General features: G+C 71.5%; 20 protein-coding genes. 10 read left to right on the plus strand and 10 right to left on the minus strand.

The features are described from left to right. Position 1: 1 nt before the first annotated feature. The 4 genes from KIP79_RS20070 to KIP79_RS20085 form a co-directional block, all read right to left on the minus strand. Complete coding sequence (locus KIP79_RS20070; RefSeq protein WP_214106424.1) at positions 2-874, minus strand: 1,4-dihydroxy-2-naphthoate polyprenyltransferase; 873 nt, start codon at positions 872-874, stop codon at positions 2-4. Positions 875-958: 84 nt separating this feature from the next. Then, positions 959-1564 (minus strand): GNAT family N-acetyltransferase, encoded by a 606-nt coding sequence (locus KIP79_RS20075; protein ID WP_214106391.1) that lies wholly within the window; start codon positions 1562-1564, stop codon positions 959-961. A 38-nt stretch (positions 1565-1602) separates the two neighbouring features. Then, the gene (locus tag KIP79_RS20080) at positions 1603-2139 is read right to left on the minus strand and encodes a CGNR zinc finger domain-containing protein (protein WP_214106392.1); all 537 of its coding nucleotides are present in this window, start codon (positions 2137-2139) and stop codon (positions 1603-1605) included. 191 nt (positions 2140-2330) lie between these two features. Then, positions 2331-3716: an aminotransferase-like domain-containing protein gene (locus tag KIP79_RS20085; RefSeq protein ID WP_214106393.1), complete on the minus strand. Its 1386-nt coding sequence runs from the start codon at positions 3714-3716 to the stop codon at positions 2331-2333. Between KIP79_RS20085 and KIP79_RS20090 the strand changes: the two genes are divergently transcribed. Next, positions 3715-4668, plus strand: coding sequence for a DMT family transporter (locus KIP79_RS20090; RefSeq protein ID WP_214106394.1), 954 nt, complete (start codon positions 3715-3717; stop codon positions 4666-4668). The genes KIP79_RS20085 and KIP79_RS20090 overlap by 2 nt on opposite strands. Here KIP79_RS20090 and KIP79_RS20095 read toward each other — a convergent pair. From KIP79_RS20095 to KIP79_RS20110, 4 genes are all read right to left on the minus strand, one after another. Next, the gene (locus KIP79_RS20095) at positions 4614-5099 is read right to left on the minus strand and encodes a GntR family transcriptional regulator (RefSeq protein ID WP_214106395.1); all 486 of its coding nucleotides are present in this window, start codon (positions 5097-5099) and stop codon (positions 4614-4616) included. The genes KIP79_RS20090 and KIP79_RS20095 overlap by 55 nt on opposite strands. Positions 5100-5136: 37 nt before the next feature. Then, positions 5137-5613, minus strand: coding sequence for a GntR family transcriptional regulator (locus KIP79_RS20100; protein ID WP_214106396.1), 477 nt, complete (start codon positions 5611-5613; stop codon positions 5137-5139). A 198-nt stretch (positions 5614-5811) separates the two neighbouring features. After that, positions 5812-6492 (minus strand): JAB domain-containing protein, encoded by a 681-nt coding sequence (locus KIP79_RS20105; RefSeq protein WP_308169804.1) that lies wholly within the window; start codon positions 6490-6492, stop codon positions 5812-5814. A gap of 100 nt (positions 6493-6592) precedes the next feature. Next, entirely contained in the window at positions 6593-7315 is a 723-nt protein-coding gene (locus KIP79_RS20110; RefSeq protein WP_214106397.1) for a GntR family transcriptional regulator, read from the minus strand. Positions 7316-7449: 134 nt separating this feature from the next. On the opposite strand from KIP79_RS20110, the gene KIP79_RS20115 reads away from it, so the two are divergent. The 3 genes from KIP79_RS20115 to KIP79_RS20125 all read left to right on the plus strand — a co-directional run bounded on the left by KIP79_RS20115 (position 7450) and on the right by KIP79_RS20125 (position 10649). Further along, entirely contained in the window at positions 7450-7755 is a 306-nt protein-coding gene (locus tag KIP79_RS20115) for a hypothetical protein (protein WP_214106398.1), read from the plus strand. Between the two features lie 225 nt (positions 7756-7980). Then, positions 7981-8901 (plus strand): 4-hydroxy-tetrahydrodipicolinate synthase, encoded by a 921-nt coding sequence (gene dapA / locus KIP79_RS20120; protein WP_214106399.1) that lies wholly within the window; start codon positions 7981-7983, stop codon positions 8899-8901. A gap of 62 nt (positions 8902-8963) precedes the next feature. Beyond that, complete coding sequence (locus KIP79_RS20125) at positions 8964-10649, plus strand: ribonuclease J (protein WP_214106400.1); 1686 nt, start codon at positions 8964-8966, stop codon at positions 10647-10649. A 65-nt stretch (positions 10650-10714) separates the two neighbouring features. Here KIP79_RS20125 and KIP79_RS20130 read toward each other — a convergent pair whose 3' ends face one another. Then, a complete protein-coding gene (locus tag KIP79_RS20130; RefSeq protein WP_214106401.1) occupies positions 10715-12262 on the minus strand; it encodes an MFS transporter in 1548 nt (515 codons plus the stop codon). A 90-nt stretch (positions 12263-12352) separates the two neighbouring features. Further along, the gene (locus KIP79_RS20135; protein WP_214106402.1) at positions 12353-15634 is read right to left on the minus strand and encodes an AfsR/SARP family transcriptional regulator; all 3282 of its coding nucleotides are present in this window, start codon (positions 15632-15634) and stop codon (positions 12353-12355) included. Positions 15635-15677: 43 nt separating this feature from the next. Between KIP79_RS20135 and KIP79_RS20140 the strand changes: the two genes are divergently transcribed. From KIP79_RS20140 to KIP79_RS20165, 6 genes are all read left to right on the plus strand, one after another. Beyond that, positions 15678-16187 (plus strand): DUF402 domain-containing protein, encoded by a 510-nt coding sequence (locus KIP79_RS20140; protein WP_214106426.1) that lies wholly within the window; start codon positions 15678-15680, stop codon positions 16185-16187. A gap of 116 nt (positions 16188-16303) precedes the next feature. Further along, on the plus strand, positions 16304-17791 hold the full coding sequence (locus tag KIP79_RS20145) for an aldehyde dehydrogenase (NADP(+)) (RefSeq protein ID WP_214106403.1): 1488 nt from the start codon (positions 16304-16306) through the stop codon (positions 17789-17791). A gap of 138 nt (positions 17792-17929) precedes the next feature. Continuing rightward, positions 17930-19345, plus strand: a complete 1416-nt coding sequence (locus KIP79_RS20150) for a xylulokinase (RefSeq protein ID WP_214106404.1) — start codon at positions 17930-17932, stop codon at positions 19343-19345. Between the two features lie 414 nt (positions 19346-19759). Then, a complete protein-coding gene (locus tag KIP79_RS20155) occupies positions 19760-20113 on the plus strand; it encodes an effector-associated constant component EACC1 (RefSeq protein ID WP_308169806.1) in 354 nt (117 codons plus the stop codon). After that, positions 20103-21416, plus strand: coding sequence for a caspase, EACC1-associated type (locus KIP79_RS20160; protein WP_214106406.1), 1314 nt, complete (start codon positions 20103-20105; stop codon positions 21414-21416). The genes KIP79_RS20155 and KIP79_RS20160 overlap by 11 nt, the downstream gene beginning before the upstream one ends. Next, a complete protein-coding gene (locus tag KIP79_RS20165) occupies positions 21416-22162 on the plus strand; it encodes a type IV toxin-antitoxin system AbiEi family antitoxin domain-containing protein (RefSeq protein WP_214106407.1) in 747 nt (248 codons plus the stop codon). The genes KIP79_RS20160 and KIP79_RS20165 overlap by 1 nt, the downstream gene beginning before the upstream one ends. Positions 22163-22212: the final 50 nt, after the last annotated feature.

Here is a 22212-nt window from a genome sequence, read left to right on the forward strand (position 1 = left end):
CCTAGGAGAGCGCCAGGCCGAGGGCCAGCAGGAGGCCGAAGACCAGCTGCAGGCGGCCGGTCTGCTGGAGGGTGGCGATCAGGGCGGGGCCGACGGCCCCGCCGCGCACGGCCTTCACGGGCGGGATCGCCAGGGGAAGGGCCAGCAGCCCGATCAACACCCAGGGATCCGTGGGCGCCAGGCCGAGCAGCAGCGTGAAGGGCAGCAGCAGGCAGAGCGTGTAGAGGGTCCGGGTACGGGTGTCGCCCAGCACGACCGCCAGCGTGCGCTTCCCGGACGGGGTGTCGGTGACGATGTCGCGGAGGTTGTTGACCACCAGGAGGGCGCAGGCCAGCAGGCCCACCGGCACCGCGGCGACGACCGCCTGCCAGGGCAGCCCTTCCAGTTGCACGTAGGCGGTCCCGGCCACGGCCACCAGGCCGAAGAACACGAAGACCGAGATCTCGCCCAGCGCGCGGTAGCCGTACGGCCGGGAGCCGCCGGTGTAGAACCAGGCGGCCAGCAGACAGAGCGCCCCGACCCCGAACAGCCACCAGGCCTGGATGGACACCACCAGCACCAGCCCGGCCACGGCGGCCACCAGGAGGCAGCCGAGGGCGGCGGCGAGCACCTGGGGGGCGGGGGCGGCTCCGGAGCCGACCAGCCGCATGGGCCCGACCCGGTCGCTGTCGGTGCCCTTCACCCCGTCGCTGTAGTCGTTGGCATAGTTCACGCCGACCTGGAGCGCCAGCGACACGAGCAAGGCCAGCAGCGCCCGCCACCAGACCCCGCCGCCGGCCCCGGCGGCCACCCCGGTGCCCACCGCGACCGGCACCACAGCCGCCGGGAGCGTACGCGGACGGGCGCCCGCAAACCACTGCGCAGGTGTCGCCACGACTTCAACCCTCATTCACAAGACAATCGGCCGCTCGACCCTAGCCCACCCCGGCGAGGCCTCCGATGGCCGGGGTTCCGGCCGTCAGCTGATGTCGGTGGTGAGACGGATCATCCGGATCGGGCGGCCCATGTCGAGCACCCGCTCGGCCATGTCCTCGCCCCACCCGGCCGACTCCAGGAAGCCGAGCATCGGGTAGTTCTCGGCGAACACCCAGGTCACGATGGTGCTGTAGCCGTCCTCGCGGAGGTGGTCCACGGTCGCGTTGAGCAGGCGGCTGCCGTGCCCGCGGCGGATGTGGTTGGGGTCCACCAGCAGGGTGAGCAGCTCGGCGGTGGTGCCGGGGTACAGGTCGGGGTCCTCGGCGGGGCCGTGCGAGGCCAGGCCGACCACCCGGTCGGAGGCGCGCTCGTGGGAGGGCGGGGCCAGGATGCCGCCGGGGCCGAGCGCGCTCCAGTGGTCGGTGTCCATGACCACCCGTTCGACCGCGACCAGCACCCGGTGCCGGGGGCTGGGCGGGGAGAGGATGGCCTCGTCCCACTGGCGGCGCCACATCTTCTCGGCGGCCGGACCGGTCATCTGCTCCAGCGGGCCCGGGGGAATGAACTCCCGGTAGCACTGCTTCCAGGCCCGAATCTGGGTGCTCGTCACCGCGTCGACGTCTTCGAGACGGGCTTGTCTAACACCCATGGGGCCGGCTCCCTTCTGTGCCTGTAACACCGTACTGGTCAGGCGGAGGTCGCCGAACCTTCCGCCTGACGTCGTGCCCTATATGTCCGGGTTTTCGTTCGATTTCCGCAGACCCGCATCGAGCACCACGCGCGAGAGCGGTTCTTGGAGGAGTCGATGAAGGCCCACTGGCAACCGCTCTCGACGCACACCTTAAGGCGTGGCCAGGTTCCATCGGCGTGACTGGCCGCGATGAGTGCCGCGATCCGGGCCAGCCCGCCGGTCACCCCCGGCGCGATCGGCTCCAGCCCCGGCACTCCCGGGGTCAACGTCACCCGCAACGGTAGCGCAGTCAGGGCCCGCTCCAGTTCCTCGGGAGCCCGCTGCCCGGGGTTGTGGTGGAGCACGAGCCGCAGGCCCTCCCTGAGCCGCACGGCGAGCTCCAGGTCGTGGTCCAGAGCCCGGTCGGCGGGCCCGACGAGGCCGCGCTCGCGCAGCCAGAGGGTCAGCTCGGCGGGGGAGGCCAGCTCGTCGGCGGCTCCCTCCACGTCGTAGGTGTTGACGAAGTCGCGGAGCAACTCAGCCGGAGCGGACATACGCACGATCACCTCGACCTCACTCTAGTCCTACGGAATATTCGACACCCTCATAACGCTTTAGCCGGTGTCGAACTTCCGAAGGAGTCATCATGCACGTCAGTTACCTGGCCTATCTGGCCTTCCAGGAGAAGAACCGCCGCGAGCGGACGCGCGGCGACCGGCGCCCGCGCCGCCGCGTGACGCGGTCCTCAGCCGAACGCTGAGGCCAGCCGCAGCACGCCCTCGGTCAGCTCCGCCGTGCCGGTCACGGCCGTGTGGGTGAGCCGCAGGTACGGCCCCGGGGGCTCGGTGGGGAAGTAGGGCCTGCCGGGGGTGACCAGCACCCCGCTCCGCTGGGCCCGCTCGACCAGCGCCGTCTCGTCGGTCTCCGGGGGCAGCCGCACCCACAGGTGGAGCCCGCCCGCGGGCACCAGGTCCACGGTCGCCGACGGGATGTGCTGGGCCAGCCCGGTCAGCAGGATCTGCCGCCGCTCCTCGAGCATCCGGTGCACGGCGGCCAGGTGGCGCCGCCAGGCGGGGGCGGTGACGAACTCGACCGCCGTCTCCTGCAGCGGCCGGGCCAGGAAGAAGGACTCCACCAGCTGGCTGGTCCGCAGGCGGTGCGCGACCGGCCCCCGGGCGCTCAGCGCGGCCACCCGAAGGCTGGGGGCGGAGATCTTGCTCAGCGAGAGCACGTGCACCACGGTGCCGTGCTCGTCCAGCGCGACCAGCGGGGGCGCCGGCGGCACGGGCGACAGGTAATGGGCGTAGTCGTCCTCGATGATGAACGCCCCGGCCGCCCGCGCCACCGCCAGCACCTGTTGTCTGCGCTCCCTGGGCTGCGTCGCGCCGGTCGGGTTGGCCAGGGTGGGCTGGCAGTAGAAGACCCGTGCGCCGGTGCGCGCGAACGCCTCCGCCAGCAGTTCCGGCCGGACCCCGTCGGCGTCCACGGGCACCGCCGCGACCCGCAGTCCGGCCGCCCTGGCCGAGGCCAGCGCCCCCTGGTAGGTGGGCGTCTCCACCAGGACCGGCTCCCCGGGCGCGGCCAGCGAGCGGAACGCGTGCGTGATCGCGGCCTGGCCGCCGCTGACCACCAGCACGTCGTGCTGGGTCACCCCGACCTCGTCCGCGAACCAGCGGCGCAGCTCAGGGATGCCGCTGAGCGGGGGCAGCCCCCAGGCGTCCGGACGGCGCATCGCCCGGATGGCGGCGGCCGACAGCTCGCGGTCCGGCCGCAGCGCGGGGTTGAGGTAGCCGCCGGTCAGCGGGATCACGCCCTCGGCCGGCTGGGACAGCAGACTGGCCACCGCCGAATCGTCGACCACCCGGTCGCCCAGGGCAACCGTCTGCCACGAGGAGTCCACCTGGTCGCCGGACGGCCGCCGGACGGCGGTCACGAAAGCGCCGGCGCCCGGCCGGGTGATCACCCGGCCCTCGGCGGTGAGCCGCGCGATCGCCCGGGACACGGTGACCGGGCTGACTCCGAGCTCCCTGACCAGCTCCCGGCTGGAGCGCAGCTTGCCGCCGGGGCCGAGCCGGGCGGCCTCCCGGCGGAGGATGTCCGCCACTTTGGCGATACTGCTATCCTCATTCATGAAGCTACATGATAGCGCTATCGAAGCTGAGTCAGTAGCGCTTGCCCCCCGGACCGCCTGGCGCGGAACCCTGCTGGCCGGGATGGGCGTGCTCGCCTTCTCCGGCACCTTTCCCGCCACCGTCTTCGCGCTGCGCGGCTTCGATCCGTACCTGGTGGGGGTCGGCCGCGCGGTGCTCGCGGGCGCCGTGGCGGCGGCCTGCCTGCTGGTGGCGGGAGCACCCCTGCTCCCGCCACGGCACCAGCTCCGTTCCTACCTGGTCACCTCGCTCACCGTCGTGTTCGGGTTCCCCGTCGCCAGCGGCCTGGCCCTGGACGGCGGCGCGAGCGCGGCGCACTCGGCGGTGGTCATCGGGCTGCTGCCCGCCGCTACCGCCGTGTTCGCCGTGCTCCGCGCGGGGGAGCGGCCCCGGCCGATGTTCTGGCTGGCCTGCGCGCTCGGCGCGGCGTCAATCACCGTGTTCACCCTCACCCAGGGCGGCGGCCGGTTCTCGGCGGCCGACCTGCTGCTGGTGTTCGCCCTGCTGTCCGCCGCGGTCGGCTACACCGAGGGGGCCAGGCTGGCCAGGACGACTCCCGGCTGGCAGGTCGTCTCGTACGCGCTGGTGGTCGCGCTGCCGGTCAGCGTGCCGGTCACCGTGGTGCTGGCGGCCACCACCGGCCCCGCGCCCACGGCCGAGTCGCTGGCCGGGTTCGCCTACGCCGGGCTGATCTCGATGTTCCTGGGCTTCGTGCCGTGGTACGCCGGGCTCGCCATGGGCGGCATCGCCCGCGCGGGCCAGACCCAGCTGGCGCAGCCGCTGCTCACGCTGCTCTGGTCCTGGCTGCTGCTGGGGGAGCGGTTCGGCTCGGCCACCGTGCTGGCGGCGCTGGCCGTGCTGGGCTGCGTGGCCGCCACTCAGCGGGCCCGGGCCGGCCAGCTCTCCGGCGGGGCCGCGAAGGTGCCCCGGTAGGGCACCGTGAACACCCACCCCTCGGTACGGAGCAGCGAGATGGCCTGCCGGATGGTGGCCTTGGCCACGCCGTGCTCCAGCATGAGGTTGCGTTCGCTGGGGATCGGGCGGTTGGCGGGGATCCTGCCGTCCTGGATGCCGCCCGCGACCTGGTCGGCGATCTTGCGGTAGAGGGGCGCCAGGTATTCGGCCCGTGGGGTGCCCGCCGGGCCGACGAAGGAGCCCTCGCCGGGCACGGTGTGGATGAGCCCGCGCTCGCGGAGCTCCCGGTGCACCCGCCGGGCGGTCATCTGCGCGACGCCGTACTCGCGCTTGAGTTCGGTCTCGCTGGGGATCGGTTCGCCCGGGCTCAGCTCCCCACGGGTGATACGGTCGCCGATGATGTCGGCGATCTGCCGGTAAAGAGGTATGTGGCCTTCCCTGTCGAGCATGCTCGTACTATAGACGTATCCATACGGGTGATGCGACCTACTTCGGCCACTTCTCCGGATCATTCGGGTACGTGCCACGGTGCGGCACGGTGAAGACCCAGCCCTGCTCCCTGAGCAGTCCCGCCGCCAGCCGTGCGGTGACCTTGGAGACGCCGAACTCGTCCATCAGGCCCTGCTCGCTGGGGATCGGCCGGTTGATCGGGATGACCCCGCTCCGGATGCGCTCGGCGATCGCGGCGGCGATCTGGTGGTACTTGGGCACCTTGAGCTGACCCCGCGGCTCCGACCCGTCGCCGACGAAGCTGCCCTCTCCCTGAACCGTGTACGCCAGGCCCTGCTCGCGCAGTTCCCTGACCACCCGCCGGGCGGTGGTGCGGGCGACGCCGTACTCCGCGACCAGGGCGGCCTCGCTGGGCAGCGGGCTGCCGGCCGGGAGTTCGCCGCTGGTGATCCTGCCTTTAAGGATCGCCGCGATCTGCTGGTAGACCGGGAGCGGCCCCTCTCTGTCAAGCATGAACAGATCGTAGGTCAAACGGGACACATAGCCACAAACCAGACACCTGAAAAGCTGTCTTCATACGTGTAATACGAGTGAAGACATTGCAACGAGGGCATACGTCTGGCTAACGTGATCCCGCGACCGGTGTCACCCCGGCTCTCCGGGGCGGGCGACGCGCTCGGGCGGCTCAGGCAGTTCAGGCAGTTCAGGCAGCTAGTGCAGCTCGATGCGGCGCCAGGCCGTGTCGGTGACGACGAGGTGGTCGAGGAGGCGAAGACCCACGGTCTCGGCGGCGTGCAGGAGCTGGGTGGTGACGGCGAGGTCGGACGGGCTCGGTTCGAGCGAGCCGCCGGGGTGGTTGTGGGCGAGGCCGAAGGCGGCGCCGCGCGAGACGAGCACCGTGGTGAGGATGTCGCGGATCGGGGCCGCGGTGTGGTCGTCGCCGCCCTCGCTGACCACGGCCAGGCGCAGCAGGGATCCCCGGATGTCGCAGACGGCCACCACCAGGCGCTCCCTGGCCTGGCCGCGCAGCAGCGGGCCCGCCGCGGCGGCCAGGTCGGCGGAGCTGGTGATCCTGGGCCGGGGCGGCTCGGCCTGGGCCCGCCTGACCAGGTGGAAGGCGGCGCAGACGCGGGCCGCCTTGGCCGGGCCGACGCCGGGCACGGCGAGCAGCCGGTGCGCCTCGGCGCGGGAGAGCTCGGCCAGGTCGCCGCAGTGCGCGATGACGCGGGAGGCCAGTTCGACCGCGTCGACCCCCTTGCCGCCCGAGCCGAGCAGCAGCGCGAGCAGTTCCCGGTCGGCCAGCGCCACCGGGCCCCCGGCCAGCAGCCGCTCCCTTGGCCGGTCGGCCACCGGCATGTCCTTGACGCGCATCCCCACCCCCGGCTCGGTCACCCGCTCCGGTTGTACCAGCCCCCACCGACGTTCCCGTCAGGCGGACGCCGGGGCGGGCCGACGTCCGCGGCCGCCGGTTCCCGCGGCAGGCCGCGGGGGCTCAGGACGGCAGGGGCAGGCTGTACACCAGCCGGAACTGGTCGCAGGGGATGACGATGTCGCTGGTCTCCACCGGGCGGTCGCCGGACCAGTGGGTGCGCTCGATGTGCAGCACGTGCACCCCCGCGGGCAGGTCGAGCACGTCGCTCTCGCCGGGCTGTGGGACCCGGCTGGAGACCTGCTCCACCACTTCGGTGATCTTCACGCCGGCGCCGGCACGCGCGTCCTCCGCGCCCTCGGCGGGCCCGGCCGGCTCGTAGGAGGTGGCCAGCTGCACCGGCTTGCCGTCCCCCCGGTAGACGAACCGGGTCCGGGTGACGGGGGCGGCCACCGCCAGCCGGAGCCGGGCGGCGATGTCGGGGGTGGCCTCGGCGGGCTCGATCTGCCGGTCCCAGGTGGCGCGGCGGCCCTGCGCCTGCATGTCGGCGGAGAACTCGGCGGGGAAGGAGGCCGGGAACGGGGCGGGGAACGTGGTCTGGCCCCGGAGCAGGGGCAGGAGGGTGGGCCGCTGCCTGACCCGGTGGCCGGAGCCGACCCGGCCGATGATCAGCCCTTCCTGGGCCAGCACCCGGAGAGCGTGGCGGGCGGCGGTCTCGCCGACCCCGTACTTGCGGGTGATCTGGTGCCGGGAGGGGATCGGGGCGCCGGGCGGAAGCGTGCCGTCGGTGATCTGCCGGCGGAGGTCCTCAACGACGCGCAAGTAGACCGGATCGGAGTTGGCCATCCATCCATCCCTCGGGATTGTGAACCGTTTTCCAATCTTGGCGTATCCGATGGACAACCCTGAGTAATGGCCACGATCTGTGACTCCAACTTTACCCGCCATCACCACTCGGTCTTAAGGATCACCGGCACCCGATGGAACGCGAGTCCACCCTGGTCGATCTGTCCGACGGCCACGGGCTGCACGTGGCCCCCGCGCAGCCGAACTGCGAGCGGTTACGCTGGCTGCCCGCCGTGTCCAGGACGGACCGGACCCGGGTGCGGGCGCACACCTGCGAGTGCCGGACCACCATCTACGAGTTCTGTCAGGCGGGCGGCCTGCGTTTCGTCCGCCGTACGGTACGCGCCGCGGACGGCAACCGGGTGCACGAGACCGAGCGGCTGATCGCGGCCAGGGCGGAACGCGTGTGGCAGCGGTTGCTTCTCGGGCTGGCTCGCTGACCTGCGATTCCCCGCTCAGGCCCCAGCCGCCGCAGAAGGTGGGAAAATTCTCGCGAGAAGTCTGTAACACGGGCGTAAGGAACGCCGATTCTTCGGATAGAGGCCGCTGATGTGTGTACCCCCGAGCACATATCGGCGGCCTCTTTCCTGTTCAGGACTCCTCTGACAGTGGGTAGCGGGGTGGCGAGGTCCACCGTTTCGGCGGATCCGGGTACCGTTCGGTCTATGGCACCGCCAACTGGAACCTCCGACGCCCCCTTCGGCCGCATGCTCACCGCGATGGTCACCCCCTTCACCGCCGACGGCGCGGTGGACTACGCCGCGGCCCGCCGCCTGGCGGCCTACCTGGTGGACGAACAGCGCAACGACGGCCTCATCGTCAGCGGCACCACCGGTGAGTCCCCGACCACCACCGACGACGAGAAAGAGCGCCTGCTGCGCGCCGTGGTCGAGACGGTGGGCGACCGGGCCGCCGTGGTCGCCGGGGTGGGGACCTACGACACCGCGCACAGCGTCGAGGCGGCCAGGACCGCCCAGCGCGCCGGGGCGCACGGCCTGCTGGCGGTCACGCCGTACTACAGCAAGCCCCCGCAGGAGGGGATCTACCAGCACTTCGTGGCCATCGCCGAGGCCACCGCGCTGCCGGTCATGCTCTACGACATCCCGGGGCGCTCCGTGGTGCCGATCGCCCCGGAGACGCTGATCCGGCTCGCCCAGCACCCCGCCATCCGCGCGGTCAAGGACGCCAAGGGCGACCTGTTCACCAGCTCCCAGGTGATGGCGGCCTGCCCGGACCTGGCCTTCTACTGTGGTGACGACGCGCTCAACCTGCCCTGGCTCTCGGTGGGCGCGGCCGGCTTCGTCAGCGTGGTGGGCCACGTGGCCGGGGCCGACCTGGCGGCGATGATCGGGCATTACCGGGCCGGGGAGGTCGCGGCGGCGCTGGAGATCCACCAGCGGCTGCTCCCCGTGGTGCACGGGATCATGAACAGGTCCGCGGGGGCCATCATGGTCAAGGCCGCGCTCCGACTTGTCGGCCAGGATGTCGGTGGAAACCGGCTCCCGCTGGTCGAGGCAACATCAGAACAAATCGCGCTGCTCCGCGCGGATCTCGTCGCGGGTGGCCTGAAGATCACAGGAGACTGAGTGCGTCCAGCAGAACATAGTGAACACGGCTCCGGCTTCGCCGGGCGGAACGGAGCCCGCCGATGAGCCATCCTCACCCCGAGCTCGGCCCCCCGCCCCCCCTCCCGGAGCACGGCCTGCGCATCGTGGCGCTGGGCGGCCTCGGTGAGATCGGCCGCAACATGGCGGTCTTCGAGTACGACGGGCGGCTGCTGGTCGTCGACTGCGGGGTGCTCTTCCCGGAGCCGGACCAGCCCGGCGTCGATCTGATCCTGCCGGACTTCGAGTACATCCGGGGCCGGCTGGAGCACATCGAGGCCGTGGTGCTCACCCACGCCCACGAGGACCACATCGGGGCGGTGCCGTACCTGCTCCGGGAGCGGCGGGACATCCCGCTGGTCGGGGCCAAGCTGACGCTGGCCCTGATCGAGGCCAAGCTCACCGAGCACCGCATCCAGCCGGTCAAGCAGGAGGTCATCGAGGGGGAGCGGCGCCGGTTCGGGCCGTTCGAGTGCGAGTTCTTCGCCGTCAACCACTCCATCCCGGACGCGCTGGCGGTGGCCGTGCGCACGCCGGCCGGGATCGTGCTGCACACCGGCGACTTCAAGATGGACCAGCTGCCGATGGACGGGCGGCTGACCGACCTCGGGGGGTTCGCCCGGCTCGGCTCCGAGGGCGTGGACCTGCTCATGTCGGACTCCACCAACTCCGAGGTGCCCGGCTTCGTCACCAGTGAGCGGGACATCGCCCCGGTCATCGACGACGTGGTCCGTACCGCCGAGAAGCGCATCATCGTGGCCTGCTTCGCCTCGCACATCCACCGCGTGCAGCAGGCCATCGACTCGGCCGAGAAGTACGGCCGCAAGGTGGCCCTGATCGGCAGGTCCATGGTGCGGAACATGGGGGTGGCCCGGGATCTGGGCTACCTGCGGGTGCCGGCGGGGCTGCTGGTGGACTCCCGGGAGATCGAGGAGTGGCCGCCGGAGGACGTGGTGCTGATCTGCACCGGCTCCCAGGGCGAGCCGATGGCCGCGCTGTCCCGGATGGCCAACCGGGACCACCCGATCCGGGTCGCCGAGGGTGACACCGTGCTGCTGGCCTCCTCCCTGGTGCCGGGGAACGAGACCGCGGTGAACAAGGTCATCAACGGGCTGACCCGGTGGGGCGCCCGGGTGATCCACAAGGGGAACGCGCTGGTGCACGTCTCCGGCCACGCCGCCGCGGGCGAGCTGCTGTACGTGCTGAACGCCACCAAGCCGTCCAACTTCATGCCGGTGCACGGCGAGTGGCGGCACCTGCGGGCGCACGCCAAGCTGGCCCGGATGACCGGGGTGCCCGAGGAGAACATCGTCATCGCCGAGGACGGCGTGGTGGTGGACCTGCTGGACGGCCAGGCCAAGGTGGTCGGCGCGGTCCCCGCCGGATACGTGTTCGTGGACGGCACCTCGGTGGGCGACATCACCGAGGTGGCGCTGAAGGACCGGCGCATCCTGGGCGACGAGGGCTTCATCTCGGTCGTCGTCGTGGTGGACACCACCACGGGCAAACTGACCGGTGGCCCCGAGATCACCGCGCGTGGTTCCGGCATCGACCCGGACTCGCTGGACGCGGTGCTGCCGCAGATCGAGCGGGCGCTCCAGGACGCGGCCGCGGCCGGGGTGGCCGACGTGCAGCAGATCCGCCGGGTGCTCCGGCGGACCGTGGGCCGCTGGGTGAGCGACACCTACCGGCGCCGCCCGATGATCATTCCGGTGGTCATCGAGATCTGAGATCGAAACGGAAGGACGGCGCGTGGCCGGAGCTACGCGCCGCCATCCCCGTGCCGGGCGGGGGTTCAGGCCGGCACCTGGTCCTGGACCCGGCCTTCGTCGTCCAGGTCGACCTCCGGGATCTCCTTGGGCACGCTCCGCAGCGCGTACAGGACGACCACGGAGAAGACGGCCAGCAGCGTGCCGCCGATGAGCATGCTCACCCGCATGCTGTCCACGAAGGTCTGCCTGGCGGTCAGCGCCAGGGCGTCGCCGAGCTGGGCGGGCAGCGTGCTCGCCGCGTGCAGGGTGGCGCCGAGGGACTCCTTGGCCTCGGCGGGGAAGCCGGGGGGCAGGGTCAGGTTCTGCCGGTAGAGCGCGCCGAGCACGCTCCCCAGTACGGCGATGCCCAGCGAACCCCCGACCTCCTGGGCGGTCTCGGCGATGGCGGAGGCCGCCCCCGCCCGTTCCCTGGGCACCGAGGCCAGCAGCGTGTCGTTGGTGACCGCGAAGGTGAAGCCCAGGCCGACGCCGAACACCATCATGGCCGGGAGCAGGTACCAGTACGAGGTGTCCAGCCCGATGCCCGTGTAGATGAAGAACCCGGCGGCGGTGAGCAGCACGCCGAGGGCGACCACCCGGGCCCGGCCGATGGCGCCCACCAGCACCCCGGCCAGCCCGCCGCCGATCGCCCCCGACACCCCGCCCGGCAGCCCCGCCAGGCCGGCCATCAGCGGCGACCAGCCCCTGACCAGCTGGAAGTACTGCGCGAAGGCCACCGACATGGCCAGCGAGCTGAAGATGACCACCAGGTTGGCCCCGATCGAGCCGGAGAAGGCCGGCAGGCGGAAGAGCCGGACGTCGATCAGCGGCTCGGCCAGCCGGGTCTGCCGCCGTACGAAGACCACCATGGCCGTCAGGCCGATCGCGGCCGAGATCCAGAACCCGGGGTGGCCGAGGCCGTCGTGCGCGGCCGCCTTCAGCGCGTACACCAGGCCGATCACCCCGGCCATCGAGAGCGGCACGCTGACCAGGTCCAGCGGCCGGGAGCGCGGGTTGCGCGACTCGGGGAGCACCAGCAGGCCGCCGAGCAGCAGGCCGGCCGTGATGGGCACGTTGATCAGGAACACCGAGCCCCACCAGAAGTGATCGAGCAGCAGGCCGCCGACCACCGGGCCGACCGCGAAGCCGAGCGCGGAGACGCTGCTCCACAGGCCCACGGCCGCCGTGCGCTCCTTGGGGTTGGTGAAGACGTTGCGGACGATGGAGAGGGTGGAGGGCATGATGGTGGCCCCGGCCACGCCCAGCAGGGTGCGGGCCGCGATCAGCAGTTCCGGGGTGGGCGCGTACGCGGTGAGCACGGACGCGGCCCCGAAGGCGGCGGTGCCGATCAGCAGGAGGCGCTTGCGGCCGATCCGGTCTCCCAGATTGCCCATGGTGATGAGCAGGCCGGCCAGCGCGAAGCCGTACATGTCCAGGATCCAGAGCAGCTGGGTGCCGGTCGGGGCCATGTCCTCGACCAGTTTGGGGGCGGCCAGGTGCAGCACGGTCAGGTCGAGGGCGAGCAGCAACATGGCGAGGCAGGAGATGACGAGGGTGCCCCACTTGCGGGAGTTCGTTATCGGAGCGGTCATGGGGCGAGCATCGGGCGGCGCGCTGACGGGGCGCCCACCGGCCGCTGACGGGCGCTGACGGCGGCTGACCGGGCGCCTGTTCGGGGAGGCTCAGGCGGTGGCGCCCTCGATGGCGGCCAGGACGGCGGTTCCGGTGGCGATGTGGACCAGCTGTTCGCGGGGGACCGCCGCGCCGCGCCGGAGGGCCGCGGTGAAGCGGGCGGGGCCCAGCGCCGCGTGGCAGAGCCGGCTCACCCAGGCGCGGTCCGGGTCGTCGGGCTCCGGCTCGCCGCGCAGGGCCGTGCCGACGCCGAGCAGGGCGGCGGCCCGGGTGTGGTCGCCGCGGAGCAGGGCCACGCCGGCCAGGCCTTCGGCGACCCGGGCGGCGACCAGCAGGTTGCGGTGGCCGAAGCCGGAGACGAGCGCGGCCCGGTGCCACCGCTCGGCCTCGTCGGCGTCGCCCTCGGCCAGCGCGGTCCAGCCGAGCGCGATGTGCGTGGATATCCGGATCTCATCGGCGCTGAACCAGTCGCCGCTCCCGGCCAGCGCGCGGTGGCAGAGCTCCCTGGCCGCCGCCAGGTCGCCGCCCCTGCGGGCCAGCTCGGCCAGTCCCACCGTGGCCCTGGCCAGGATCTCCGGCGCGCCCGCCCGGCGGGCCAGCTCAGCGGCGCGCTCGTAGTCGGCACGGGCCTCGGCGATCACTTCCGGCCGTTCCCCGGCGACGATGGTCCGGTTGGCGGCCCGCCGGCACATCAGCTCGGCCATGTCGACGGTGGCGTTCAGCCGCTCCATCAGCTCCAGCGCACGGTCGAGCAGGGCCAGCGCGCGCTCCCGGTCGCCCCGCCACTCGGCCACCTCGGAGAGGCCGACCAGCGTCATCGACATGCCCCACCGCTCGCCCAGCCGCTGGAAGGCCGCGAAGGCGGGCTCCAGCATGCGCTCCGCCTCCGCCACCCGGCCGTCCATGAGCGCCAGCAGGCCCCAGCCGAAGTCCGACAGCGCCCGCATCCAGGGCTCCATCGGCAGTGTGCGCTGCTCGGCCAGGAGGATGTCGGCGAGCTCCCGGCTGGGTGGGCCGATCACCATCGACCAGAGCACGGACACGTAGGGCTGGCGCGGGAGCCAGTTCATTTCGCGCATGATCGCGTCCGCCCTGGTCAGGTGCGCCGGCAGCCCGGGGACGCGCGCGCCGCCGGCGGCCAGGGTGAGCACGACCAGCGCGTACTGCTCCTGATCCGGTGGCTCGGGGCCCAGCCGGGCCACCAGCTCGGCGGCCAGGGTGGCGCTCTCGCTGCGCAGCCCGCGCAGCCACCAGTAGGAGCTGAGCGCGCTGAACAGCCGCAGCGCCCGGTCCAGGTCGGCCCGGCGCAGCGCGGCGACCAGGTTGTCGTGCTCGGCGTCCAGCAGCCGCAGCCAGTCCAGCTGCTCGGCCGCGCGCAGGTGCGGGTCGGCGGTCTCGGCCAGCTCCAGGTAGTAGGCCGTGTACGCCTCCCGGAGCGCGTCCGCCTCGCCCGCCTCGGCCAGCTTCTCGGCGCAGAAGGCCCGGATCGTGTCGAGCATCCGGTACCGGTCGCCGGACACCTCGACCAGCGACTTGTCGGCCAGGTCGGCGAGCAGGTCGACCAGCTCGTCCCCGGGCAGGCCGCAGACCCGCTCGGCCGCCGCGAGGGTGGCCCCGCCCGCGAACACGGTCAGCCGCCGGGCGAGCGTGCGCCCGGCCTCGTCGAGCAGGTCCCAGCTCCACTCGATGACCGCGCGCAGCGTGCGGTGGCGCGGCTCGGCCACCCTGCTGCCTTTCGACAGCAGCCGGAACGGGTCGGCGGAGGCGCCCGCCGCCAGCCGGGTGGCGATCTCGGCGACGGGGAGCGAGCGCACCCGCGCGGCGGCCAGCTCGATGGCCAGCGGTAGCCCGTCCAGGGCCCGGCAGATGGCGATCACCGAGCCCAGGTCCGCCGCGGTCACCGGGTAACCGGGCCGGACCGCCGCGGCCCGTTCGGTGAACAGCCGGATCGCGGGGTAGTCCAGCGCCTGCGTCACATCCGGCATTTCCGGATTTAGTGGGGTTGTTGGGGGTGGTGGGGGGAGTGCCAGCGGCGGCACCGGGTACAGGTGTTCGCCCGTGATGCCGAGGCCTTCGCGGCTGGTGGCCAGGATCCGCAGCAGCGGGCAGGCGGCCAGCAGGCGGTCGGCCAGCGCGGCGGCGTCCGCGATCACGTGTTCGCAGTTGTCCAGGACGATCAGCAACGACCGGCCGGCCAGCGCGGCGGCCAGCCGGTCCAGTCGGTCCGGCGGATCCGTGTGCTCGTGGTGGGCGGTGCGGTCGGGGTGGGGGCGGTGGAACAGCCCGGTCTCGCGCAGGCCCACGGCGGTGAGCACGGCCTGCACCACATCGCGGCCGTCCGCCAGCGGCGAGCGCGCCACCTCGCGGCGTTCCGTCAGAGGCGACAGCGCCACGAAGCGGACCTCCAGCCCGGCCAGACCCGCCGCCTCCACCGCCAGGCGCGTCTTGCCGGTGCCGCCCGGGCCGGTCAGCGTGACCAGCCGGGACGCGCCGAGCAGCTCGCCGATGGCGGCCAGCTCACCGGCGCGGCCGATCAGCGGGGTGAGCTGGGCGGGCAGCGCACCGCGCGGTCCTTCCCCCGGGCCGCCCTCGGGGGCGGGCGGGGTCTGCGCGCGCAGGATGGCCAGGTGGACGGCGGCCAGCTCAGGGGAGGGGTCCACCCCCAGCTCCTCGGCCAGCAGCCGCCGTCCCTCCTCGTAGGCGGCCAAAGCCTCCGCCTGGCGGCCCTCCGCGACCAGGGCGCGCATGTAGAGCCCGCGCAGGCGTTCCCTGAGCGGGTGCGCCGCGACCAGGTCGGCCAGCTCCGGGGTGATCGCGTCGGGCCCGGCCGCCAGGCCCAGTACGGCCTCGGCGTGATCCTCCACCGCGCTCAGCCGCAGCTCCTCCAGCCGGGCGGCCGGTCCGGCCAGCGTCTCGCTCAGGTCGGCCAGGGCCGGGCCACGCCAGAGCGCCAGGCCCTCCCGGAGCAGTCCGGCGGCCCTGCGGTGGTCCCCCGCCCTGAGCGCGGTACGGCCCGCGGCGGCCAGTCGTTCGAAGCGGTGCGCGTCCACCTGATCTGGGTTCGCCGCCAGCCGGTACCCGGCCGGGTGCCGGACCACGAGGTCGGCGGCGAGCAGCTGCCGGAGCCGGGAGACCTGGGCCTGGAGCGCGTTGGGCGCGTTCGCCGGGGGGCCGTCACCGTACAGGACGTCGATGAGACGTTCGGCGGGCACCACCCTGTTCGCCTCCAGGACCAGCAGGCCGAGCAGGGTGCGCAGGCGCAGGCCGCTGATGGCCACGGGTTCGCCGTCTTCCCGGCGGACCTCGGTGGGTCCCAGGATGCCGAAGCGCATACCTAAGATTCTGGCGCACGATCAGTTATCGTCGTTTTTCGTGATGTCGGACATCGGGGTGGTGTACCGCAAGTACGACGGCAGGCTGCACTGGAACTACCGGGCAGTCCGCCTCGGTGAGGACGAGCACGGCGTCTGGGTGGGCTGCCCGCCGGGGACGGTCGGCCGGTTGGGCGAGGGGCCGCCCATCGTGTGGGAGCTCCCGTACGTGAAACTGTTTCCCCGGGACACCTGGTGGACGGCGACGTTCAACCCGGCGACTCACTCGATGGCGTCCTACTGCGACATCACGACCGTCCCGGTGTGGCAGGACGGCGGTGTCACCATGGTGGACCTGGACCTCGACGTGATCCGCCTCCAGGACGGCACGGTCTTCCTCGACGACGAGGACGAGTTCGCCGATCACCAGGTCTGGTTCGGCTACCCGCCCGACGTGATCGAGAACGCCCGCCACGCGGCCGACTGGCTCCTGTCTGCCGTCGCGGGCGGCGACGGCCCGTTCGGCGGCGCCCACACCCGCTGGCTGAACCGGGTTTCGGGTTCCGTTCCGTAATCCCGGATCGCTTCCCTGAGCGGCCTGCCGCGGCCTCCTCGGGCTGAGGCGCTCTTGGACCGGTTGGCGGGTCCCTTTGGTAATAAGGTGTTACATATTACTGAAAGGTGGCTCTTATGCTGTTCGCTCAGGATCCGCGTACCGGCCAGGCGGTCGGCGAGCCGATCCCCGAGAGCACCGAGGACGAGGTCGCCGCGACCGTGGTGGCGGCGGCCGAGGCGGGCCGCGCCTGGCGCGCCACCCCCGCCCCCGACCGCGCGGCCGTCCTGGAGTCGATCGCCGACGTGCTCCTGGCCGCCACCGACGAGCTCTGGCGCGCGGCCGACGACGAAACCGCCCTCGGCGAGGTACGCCTCCGGGGGGAGATCGCCAGGTCTGCCGGGCAGTTCCGGCTCTTCGCCGAGGTGCTCGGGGACGGCGGCTACCTGGACGCGACCATCGACCACGCCGACCCCGGGCAGACCCCGCCCCGGCCGGACGTCCGGCGCATGAACCACCCGCTCCCCGGCGTGGTCGGCGTCTTCGCCGCCGGCAACTTCCCGTTCGCCTTCTCGGTGGCCGGTGGGGACGTGGCCTCCGCCCTGGCCGCCGGCTGCCCCGTCGTGGTGAAGGCCCATCCCGGGCATCCTGTCCTGTCCGGGCTGGTCGCCTCCGTCATCCGTACGGCCCTGCCCGACCCGGCCCTGCTCGGCCTCGTACACGGCGCCGACGCCGGTCGCCACCTCGTCCAGCACCCCTCCGTCGCGGCGGTCGGCTTCACCGGGTCGATCCCCGGCGGCACGGCGATCCAGCGGCTGATCCAGGAGCGCCCGGACCCCATCCCGTTCTACGGCGAACTGGGCAGCGTCAACCCGGTCGTGGTCCTGCCCTCGGCGCTCACCGGTGACCTCTCGGCCCTGGCCACCGGCTTCGCCGCCTCCCTCACTCTGGGCGTCGGCCAGTTCTGCACCAACCCGGGCCTGGTCTTCGTCCCCTCGGACGACACCCTGCTCAAGGCCATCGCCGACGCGGTCTCCGCCACCACCGGCGGTCCGATGCTGACGCCCAGAATCAGGGACGGCTACGCACACGGCCTCGCCCGCCTGTCGTCCCAGGCGGACGAACTCGCCACCGGAACCCCCGGAGATGCCCCCACCTCGGTCGTGCCGCACGTCTACCTCACCGATGTCGACGCGTTCACGACCGGCCTCCCCGACCTGGCCGAGGAATGCTTCGGCCCCGCCGCCCTGATCGTGAAATATCGCGAAATTTCGGACCTGTTCGACGTGCTGGACCGCCTGCCCGGGTCCCTGACCGCGACCATCCACGCCCAAGAGCCCACCGAGGCGGCGGAGATCGTCCCCCTCCTCACCCGGCTCGCCGGACGCGTGATCTGGAACGGCTGGCCCACCGGCGTGGCCGTCTGCTGGTCCATGCACCACGGCGGCCCCTGGCCCGCCTCCACCTCCCCCGCCCACACCTCCGTCGGAGCCGCCGCGATCACCCGCTGGCTGACCCCGGTGGCGTACCAGAACTGGCCGGCCGCCCTGCTGCCACCAGAACTACGGGACGACAACCCGGGCAACCTCCCCCGGCGGGTGAACGGAACACTGACGCCGATCTGATGACCGGCGTGCCAACGGGCTCGACAACTGATCATCGGGTTCATCCGCTCAACCAGCTCGCCGTCGACCGCCTGGGTCCGCGGCCCCCGCTGACCAATCGCGCCCCCTGACCCGCACCCCGACACCCCTGGAGGACCGGTGCCCCTCGTCGCCGGGATCGACTCGTCGACCCAGTCGTGCAAAGTCGTCATCCGCGACGCCGAGACCGGGAAGCTGGTGCGCGAAGGGCGCGCACCACACCCCGTCGGCACCGTCGTGCCGCCGGCCGCGTGGGAGGCCGCACTGTCCGACGCGGTCGCACAGGCCGGCGGACTGGACGACGTGGCGGCCGCCTCGATCGCCGGGCAGATGCAGGGCATGGTGTGCCTGGACGCCGGCGGCGCGGTGATCCGGGACGCCGTGCTGTGGAACGACACCCGCTCGGCCGGCGCCGCCGCCGACCTGATCTCGGATCTCGGCGGCGGCCAGGCGGGACAGCGAGCATGGGCGGAGGCGGTCGGCCTGGTGCCGGTGGCCAGTTTCACCGTCACCAAGCTGCGCTGGCTGGCCTCGGCGGAACCGGACAACGCCGCCCGTACCGCCGCGGTGTGTCTGCCGCATGACTGGCTGACCTGGCGACTGTCCGGCGCACCGGGGCTCGATGCGCTGCGCACCGACCGCAGCGAGGCCAGCGGGACCGGATACTGGTCGGCCGCGACCGGTGAGTATCGCCTGGACCTGCTCCGGTTGGCGTTCGGTCGCGACGATGTGCTGCTGCCGCGGGTGCTCGGGCCGACCGGTCAGGCCGGGCACCTGCGCACCGATGCGCTGCTGGGCCCCGGCGCCGGCGACTGCGCCGCAGCGGCGCTGGGTGCCGGCGCCGAGCCGGGCGACGTGATCGTGTCGATCGGCACCTCCGGCATCGTGTCCACCGTTTCCGACGTGCCGGCCGCGGACCCGAGCGGGATCGTGGCCGGGTTCGCCGACGCGACCGGCCGGTTCCTGCCGCTGGTGTGCACGCTCAACGCCGCCCGGGTGCTGGACGCGGCCGCGACCATGCTGCGGGTGGACCACGCAGGGCTGTCCGCGCTGGCGCTGTCCGCCCCGCCGGGCGCCGACGGGCTGGTCCTGGTGCCCTACCTGGAGGGCGAGCGCACCCCGAACCGCCCGCACGCCACCGGAGCCGTACACGGCCTGACCCTGCGGACCTCGACCCCCGCGCACCTGGCCCGCGCGGCGGTGGAGGGCATGCTGTGCGCACTCGCCGACGGGCTGGACGCAATGATCGCGCAGGGCACGACGGTCAACCGGGTCATCCTGGTCGGCGGCGGCGCCCGCTCGGAGGCGGTGCGCCGGATCGCGCCCACAGTCTTCGGCCGCCCCGTGCTCGTCCCACCACTGGGGGAGTACGTCGCCGACGGCGCCGCCCGCCAGGCGGCCTGGGTGCTGTCGGGCGGGCAGCGCCCGCCGTCGTGGACGGTCGGGCAGGTCGAGACGCACGAGCCGGACGCCGTGCCGGCGATCCGCGAACGGTACGCCGTGGCCCGCACAAACGTCCTCGACCGCACTGACTGAGAGCGACCCACGCTCGGGGATGAGTCACCTACTGATCTTTAATTCGTGATGTCGACTCCTGTCGTGAGAGTCTGGCCGGTCTCGGTGAGGCATCCGTCCACGAGGTGTGGCCGGTACTGGATCTTCTTCAGGCCACGCCCGGTACCGTGTAGCCGATGTGGAACATCCGGCCGATCAGCCGTACCGCCTCGCGACGCTGTTGCTCCTGGGGGTGAAGCCGCCGCTTTGCGCGTACCGCACACACCGGTCGTACCTGGCGGGTCAGCCCTCGTCAGCTGCCCGATAAGACGCATTTAAGTTCGGTAATAGCCGCGCCGCGCGAACATTGTGGGATCTGGTACTTCGCCTCCATGATGGCTGTCTGATGCTTCCGGCTGGAGTTGTGTGAGGGTAAGCGAACGATGTGAGGTGTTCGTGGAGGCAAGGATTGGAGTCTCCGGTGACGACGAGGTCGCGGAGTTAGCTGACCTGCAAGAATGGCTGCGAGGCGAGCGGGCTCTGATCGGTAGGGTGCGGTCGGTCTCCCGCCCCCCTGCCGAGAACGAGTTGGGTGGGGCGCTCGATGTGCTCGTGGTGGCGTTGGGGACCGGCGGCGCCGGGGTCGCGCTCGCGCGGTCATTGACCGCCTGGCTGCAGACCCGTCGCGTCAATGTGGCGATCACAGTGACCTCCCCGTCCGGCAGCGTGAAGGTCGACGCACAACGGATCAAGGACGAGGCGGTCCTGCCGATGTTGCAGGAAGTGCTACGGGCAGGCGATGAGCTCTGAACACACCGACTACTCCCGTTCCACAGCGATCCTGATCGGCACATCGAACTATCAGGATTCGTCATACCTTCCACTTCCCGCGGTCACCAACAGTCTGAACGGACTGCGCGAGGTACTGACCGATTCGGAATTGTGCGGATGGCCCGCTGACCGAATCATCGAGTGGCGAGATCCCTCGGATGTCCGGCAAATCCTGCAGAAGCTTCGGCGGATTGCCCGGGATACCGAGGATGTGCTGCTGGTGTACTTCGTCGGACACGGCACCATCGTGGGACGCGGACAGCTATGCCTTGTGCTTGCCGACACCGAGGCCAGCGATCCGGACATCACGGGCCTAGAGTACGAACGGGTGCGGCAGGCGCTGCTTGACAGCCCGGCGAGAACGAAAATCGTGATTCTGGACTGTTGCTATTCGGGCCGCGCGATCGAGGCGTTGTCCGAGGGCACGATCGCCGACAGCACCGACACCCGCGGTGTGTACACCCTCACCGCCAGTGATCACGCTGCGCACGTCGTCGCGCTCGCTCAGCAGGCGGAAGCTTGTACCTCGTTCACCGGGGAACTCCTGGACCTGGTTCGCACCGGCATCCTGGACGGCCCTCAATATCTGCCCCTGAACCTGATCTACCTTCACCTTCGGCGTCGACTTCACACGCGCCGCCTCCCTGAGCCCAACCAGCGCGGTACGGACACCGCGGGTGAGTTCGTCTTCACCCGTAATGCCGCGGCCTTTTCCGTTCAGGAACAGGCCATACCGCTGTCCGAGAACACCGGCGCCGGGAGAGGCTACCCGGCGGATACGATCCGCGTCAGCGGCCGGATGCTGCATTTCGGGGATGAGGAGAGCTTCCCCTTGGCGAACATCTCTCACCTGTGGGCCGGGGAGATGCCCCTGAAGGGTAAGCTCGCCACCTTCTACCCATTTCGGAAGATCATTCCTCTTCTGCTGGGAATCGGGGTGAGCGCAGCCCTGGCGGCGTGGATGGCGCCCGGACTTGGGCGCGCTCTTATGATAACTATTACCGTCCTGGCAGGGGTCTGGATCGCCTATTTGATGCTCGTCATTTATTATCGGTTGCGCATCAGGGAACCCTATTATGAGATGGTCCTTGAGACGACGGGTGGTCAGTTTCGCCGTGTGTTCTGCAGAGACCTTGACGAAGCTCGGCTGTTCAAACAGGTCATAAGCGAAGCCATCGAGCAGTCCGGTGTGTCGGTCATTCAGATCGAGGGAGACGTTGTCTTCGGCGACCGCGAGGACGATGCGATGATCGTTGACAATGAGAGTTCTCATCCCGAGTAGTGGCGATTTCGTCGGTGTGCGTGACCAGAATGGCTCACGCCGACACATTCAATGAACTGGCCGCCGCGATCATCCACTGGCCCACCCCGATGGCTGCCGTCGACGGCCTGATCGCCGCCGCCCCGATAGCAATGACACGTCGTCCAGCGGAACAGCGGACTCGCTGTATCGACGATTTATTCGACATTTATCAGCGTGATCACGCACCTTTGGAGGGTGTTCACGCCCAACTTCACGATCACACGGCCCGCCTGCTGACCACGCCGGTGCTGCACCAGGCCGGCTACGGTTTGAAGGGCATCTACTCGCTGGACGAGCACTATGCCCGCGATCTTTCGGCGTACTATGCGGCGCTGACGGTCGACCCTTCGCACAATTACTACTTGGGACGTGCGGAGGCTGACATCACCGGCTTTGTGGACTTCTTCTGCGTGAGCATGGCGGATGCCCTGGGTGCGGTCCGCGCCCGCGCGGCCGAGGCCCAGGCGGGAGGTGTCGTCTCCGGCCGTGACGATTCGGCGGTGTTGCGGCGACTCGACCCGCGCGCCCGCCGGTTGCTCGAGCTCTTTCGCGACCATGGGATCGTGACCGGTGCCCAGGTCGCCTCTCATCTGGGCCTCAGCCCTCGGACGGTAGCCCCCCTCGCCCGCCGATGGGTCCAAGACGGACTGCTGGAGATCCACGACTCGGCCCGCAAGACCCGTTCCTACCGGCTGAGCCCACGCTACGAACGCCTCATCTGCTGACCTCACCGATAGGCAGCGCCGATCGGCTTTTCGAAACAGACCGGTTGCCG

Origin of the sequence: Acrocarpospora catenulata, assembly GCF_018476525.1 — a bacterium.
Taxonomy (GTDB): Bacteria; Actinomycetota; Actinomycetes; order Streptosporangiales; family Streptosporangiaceae; genus Acrocarpospora; species Acrocarpospora catenulata.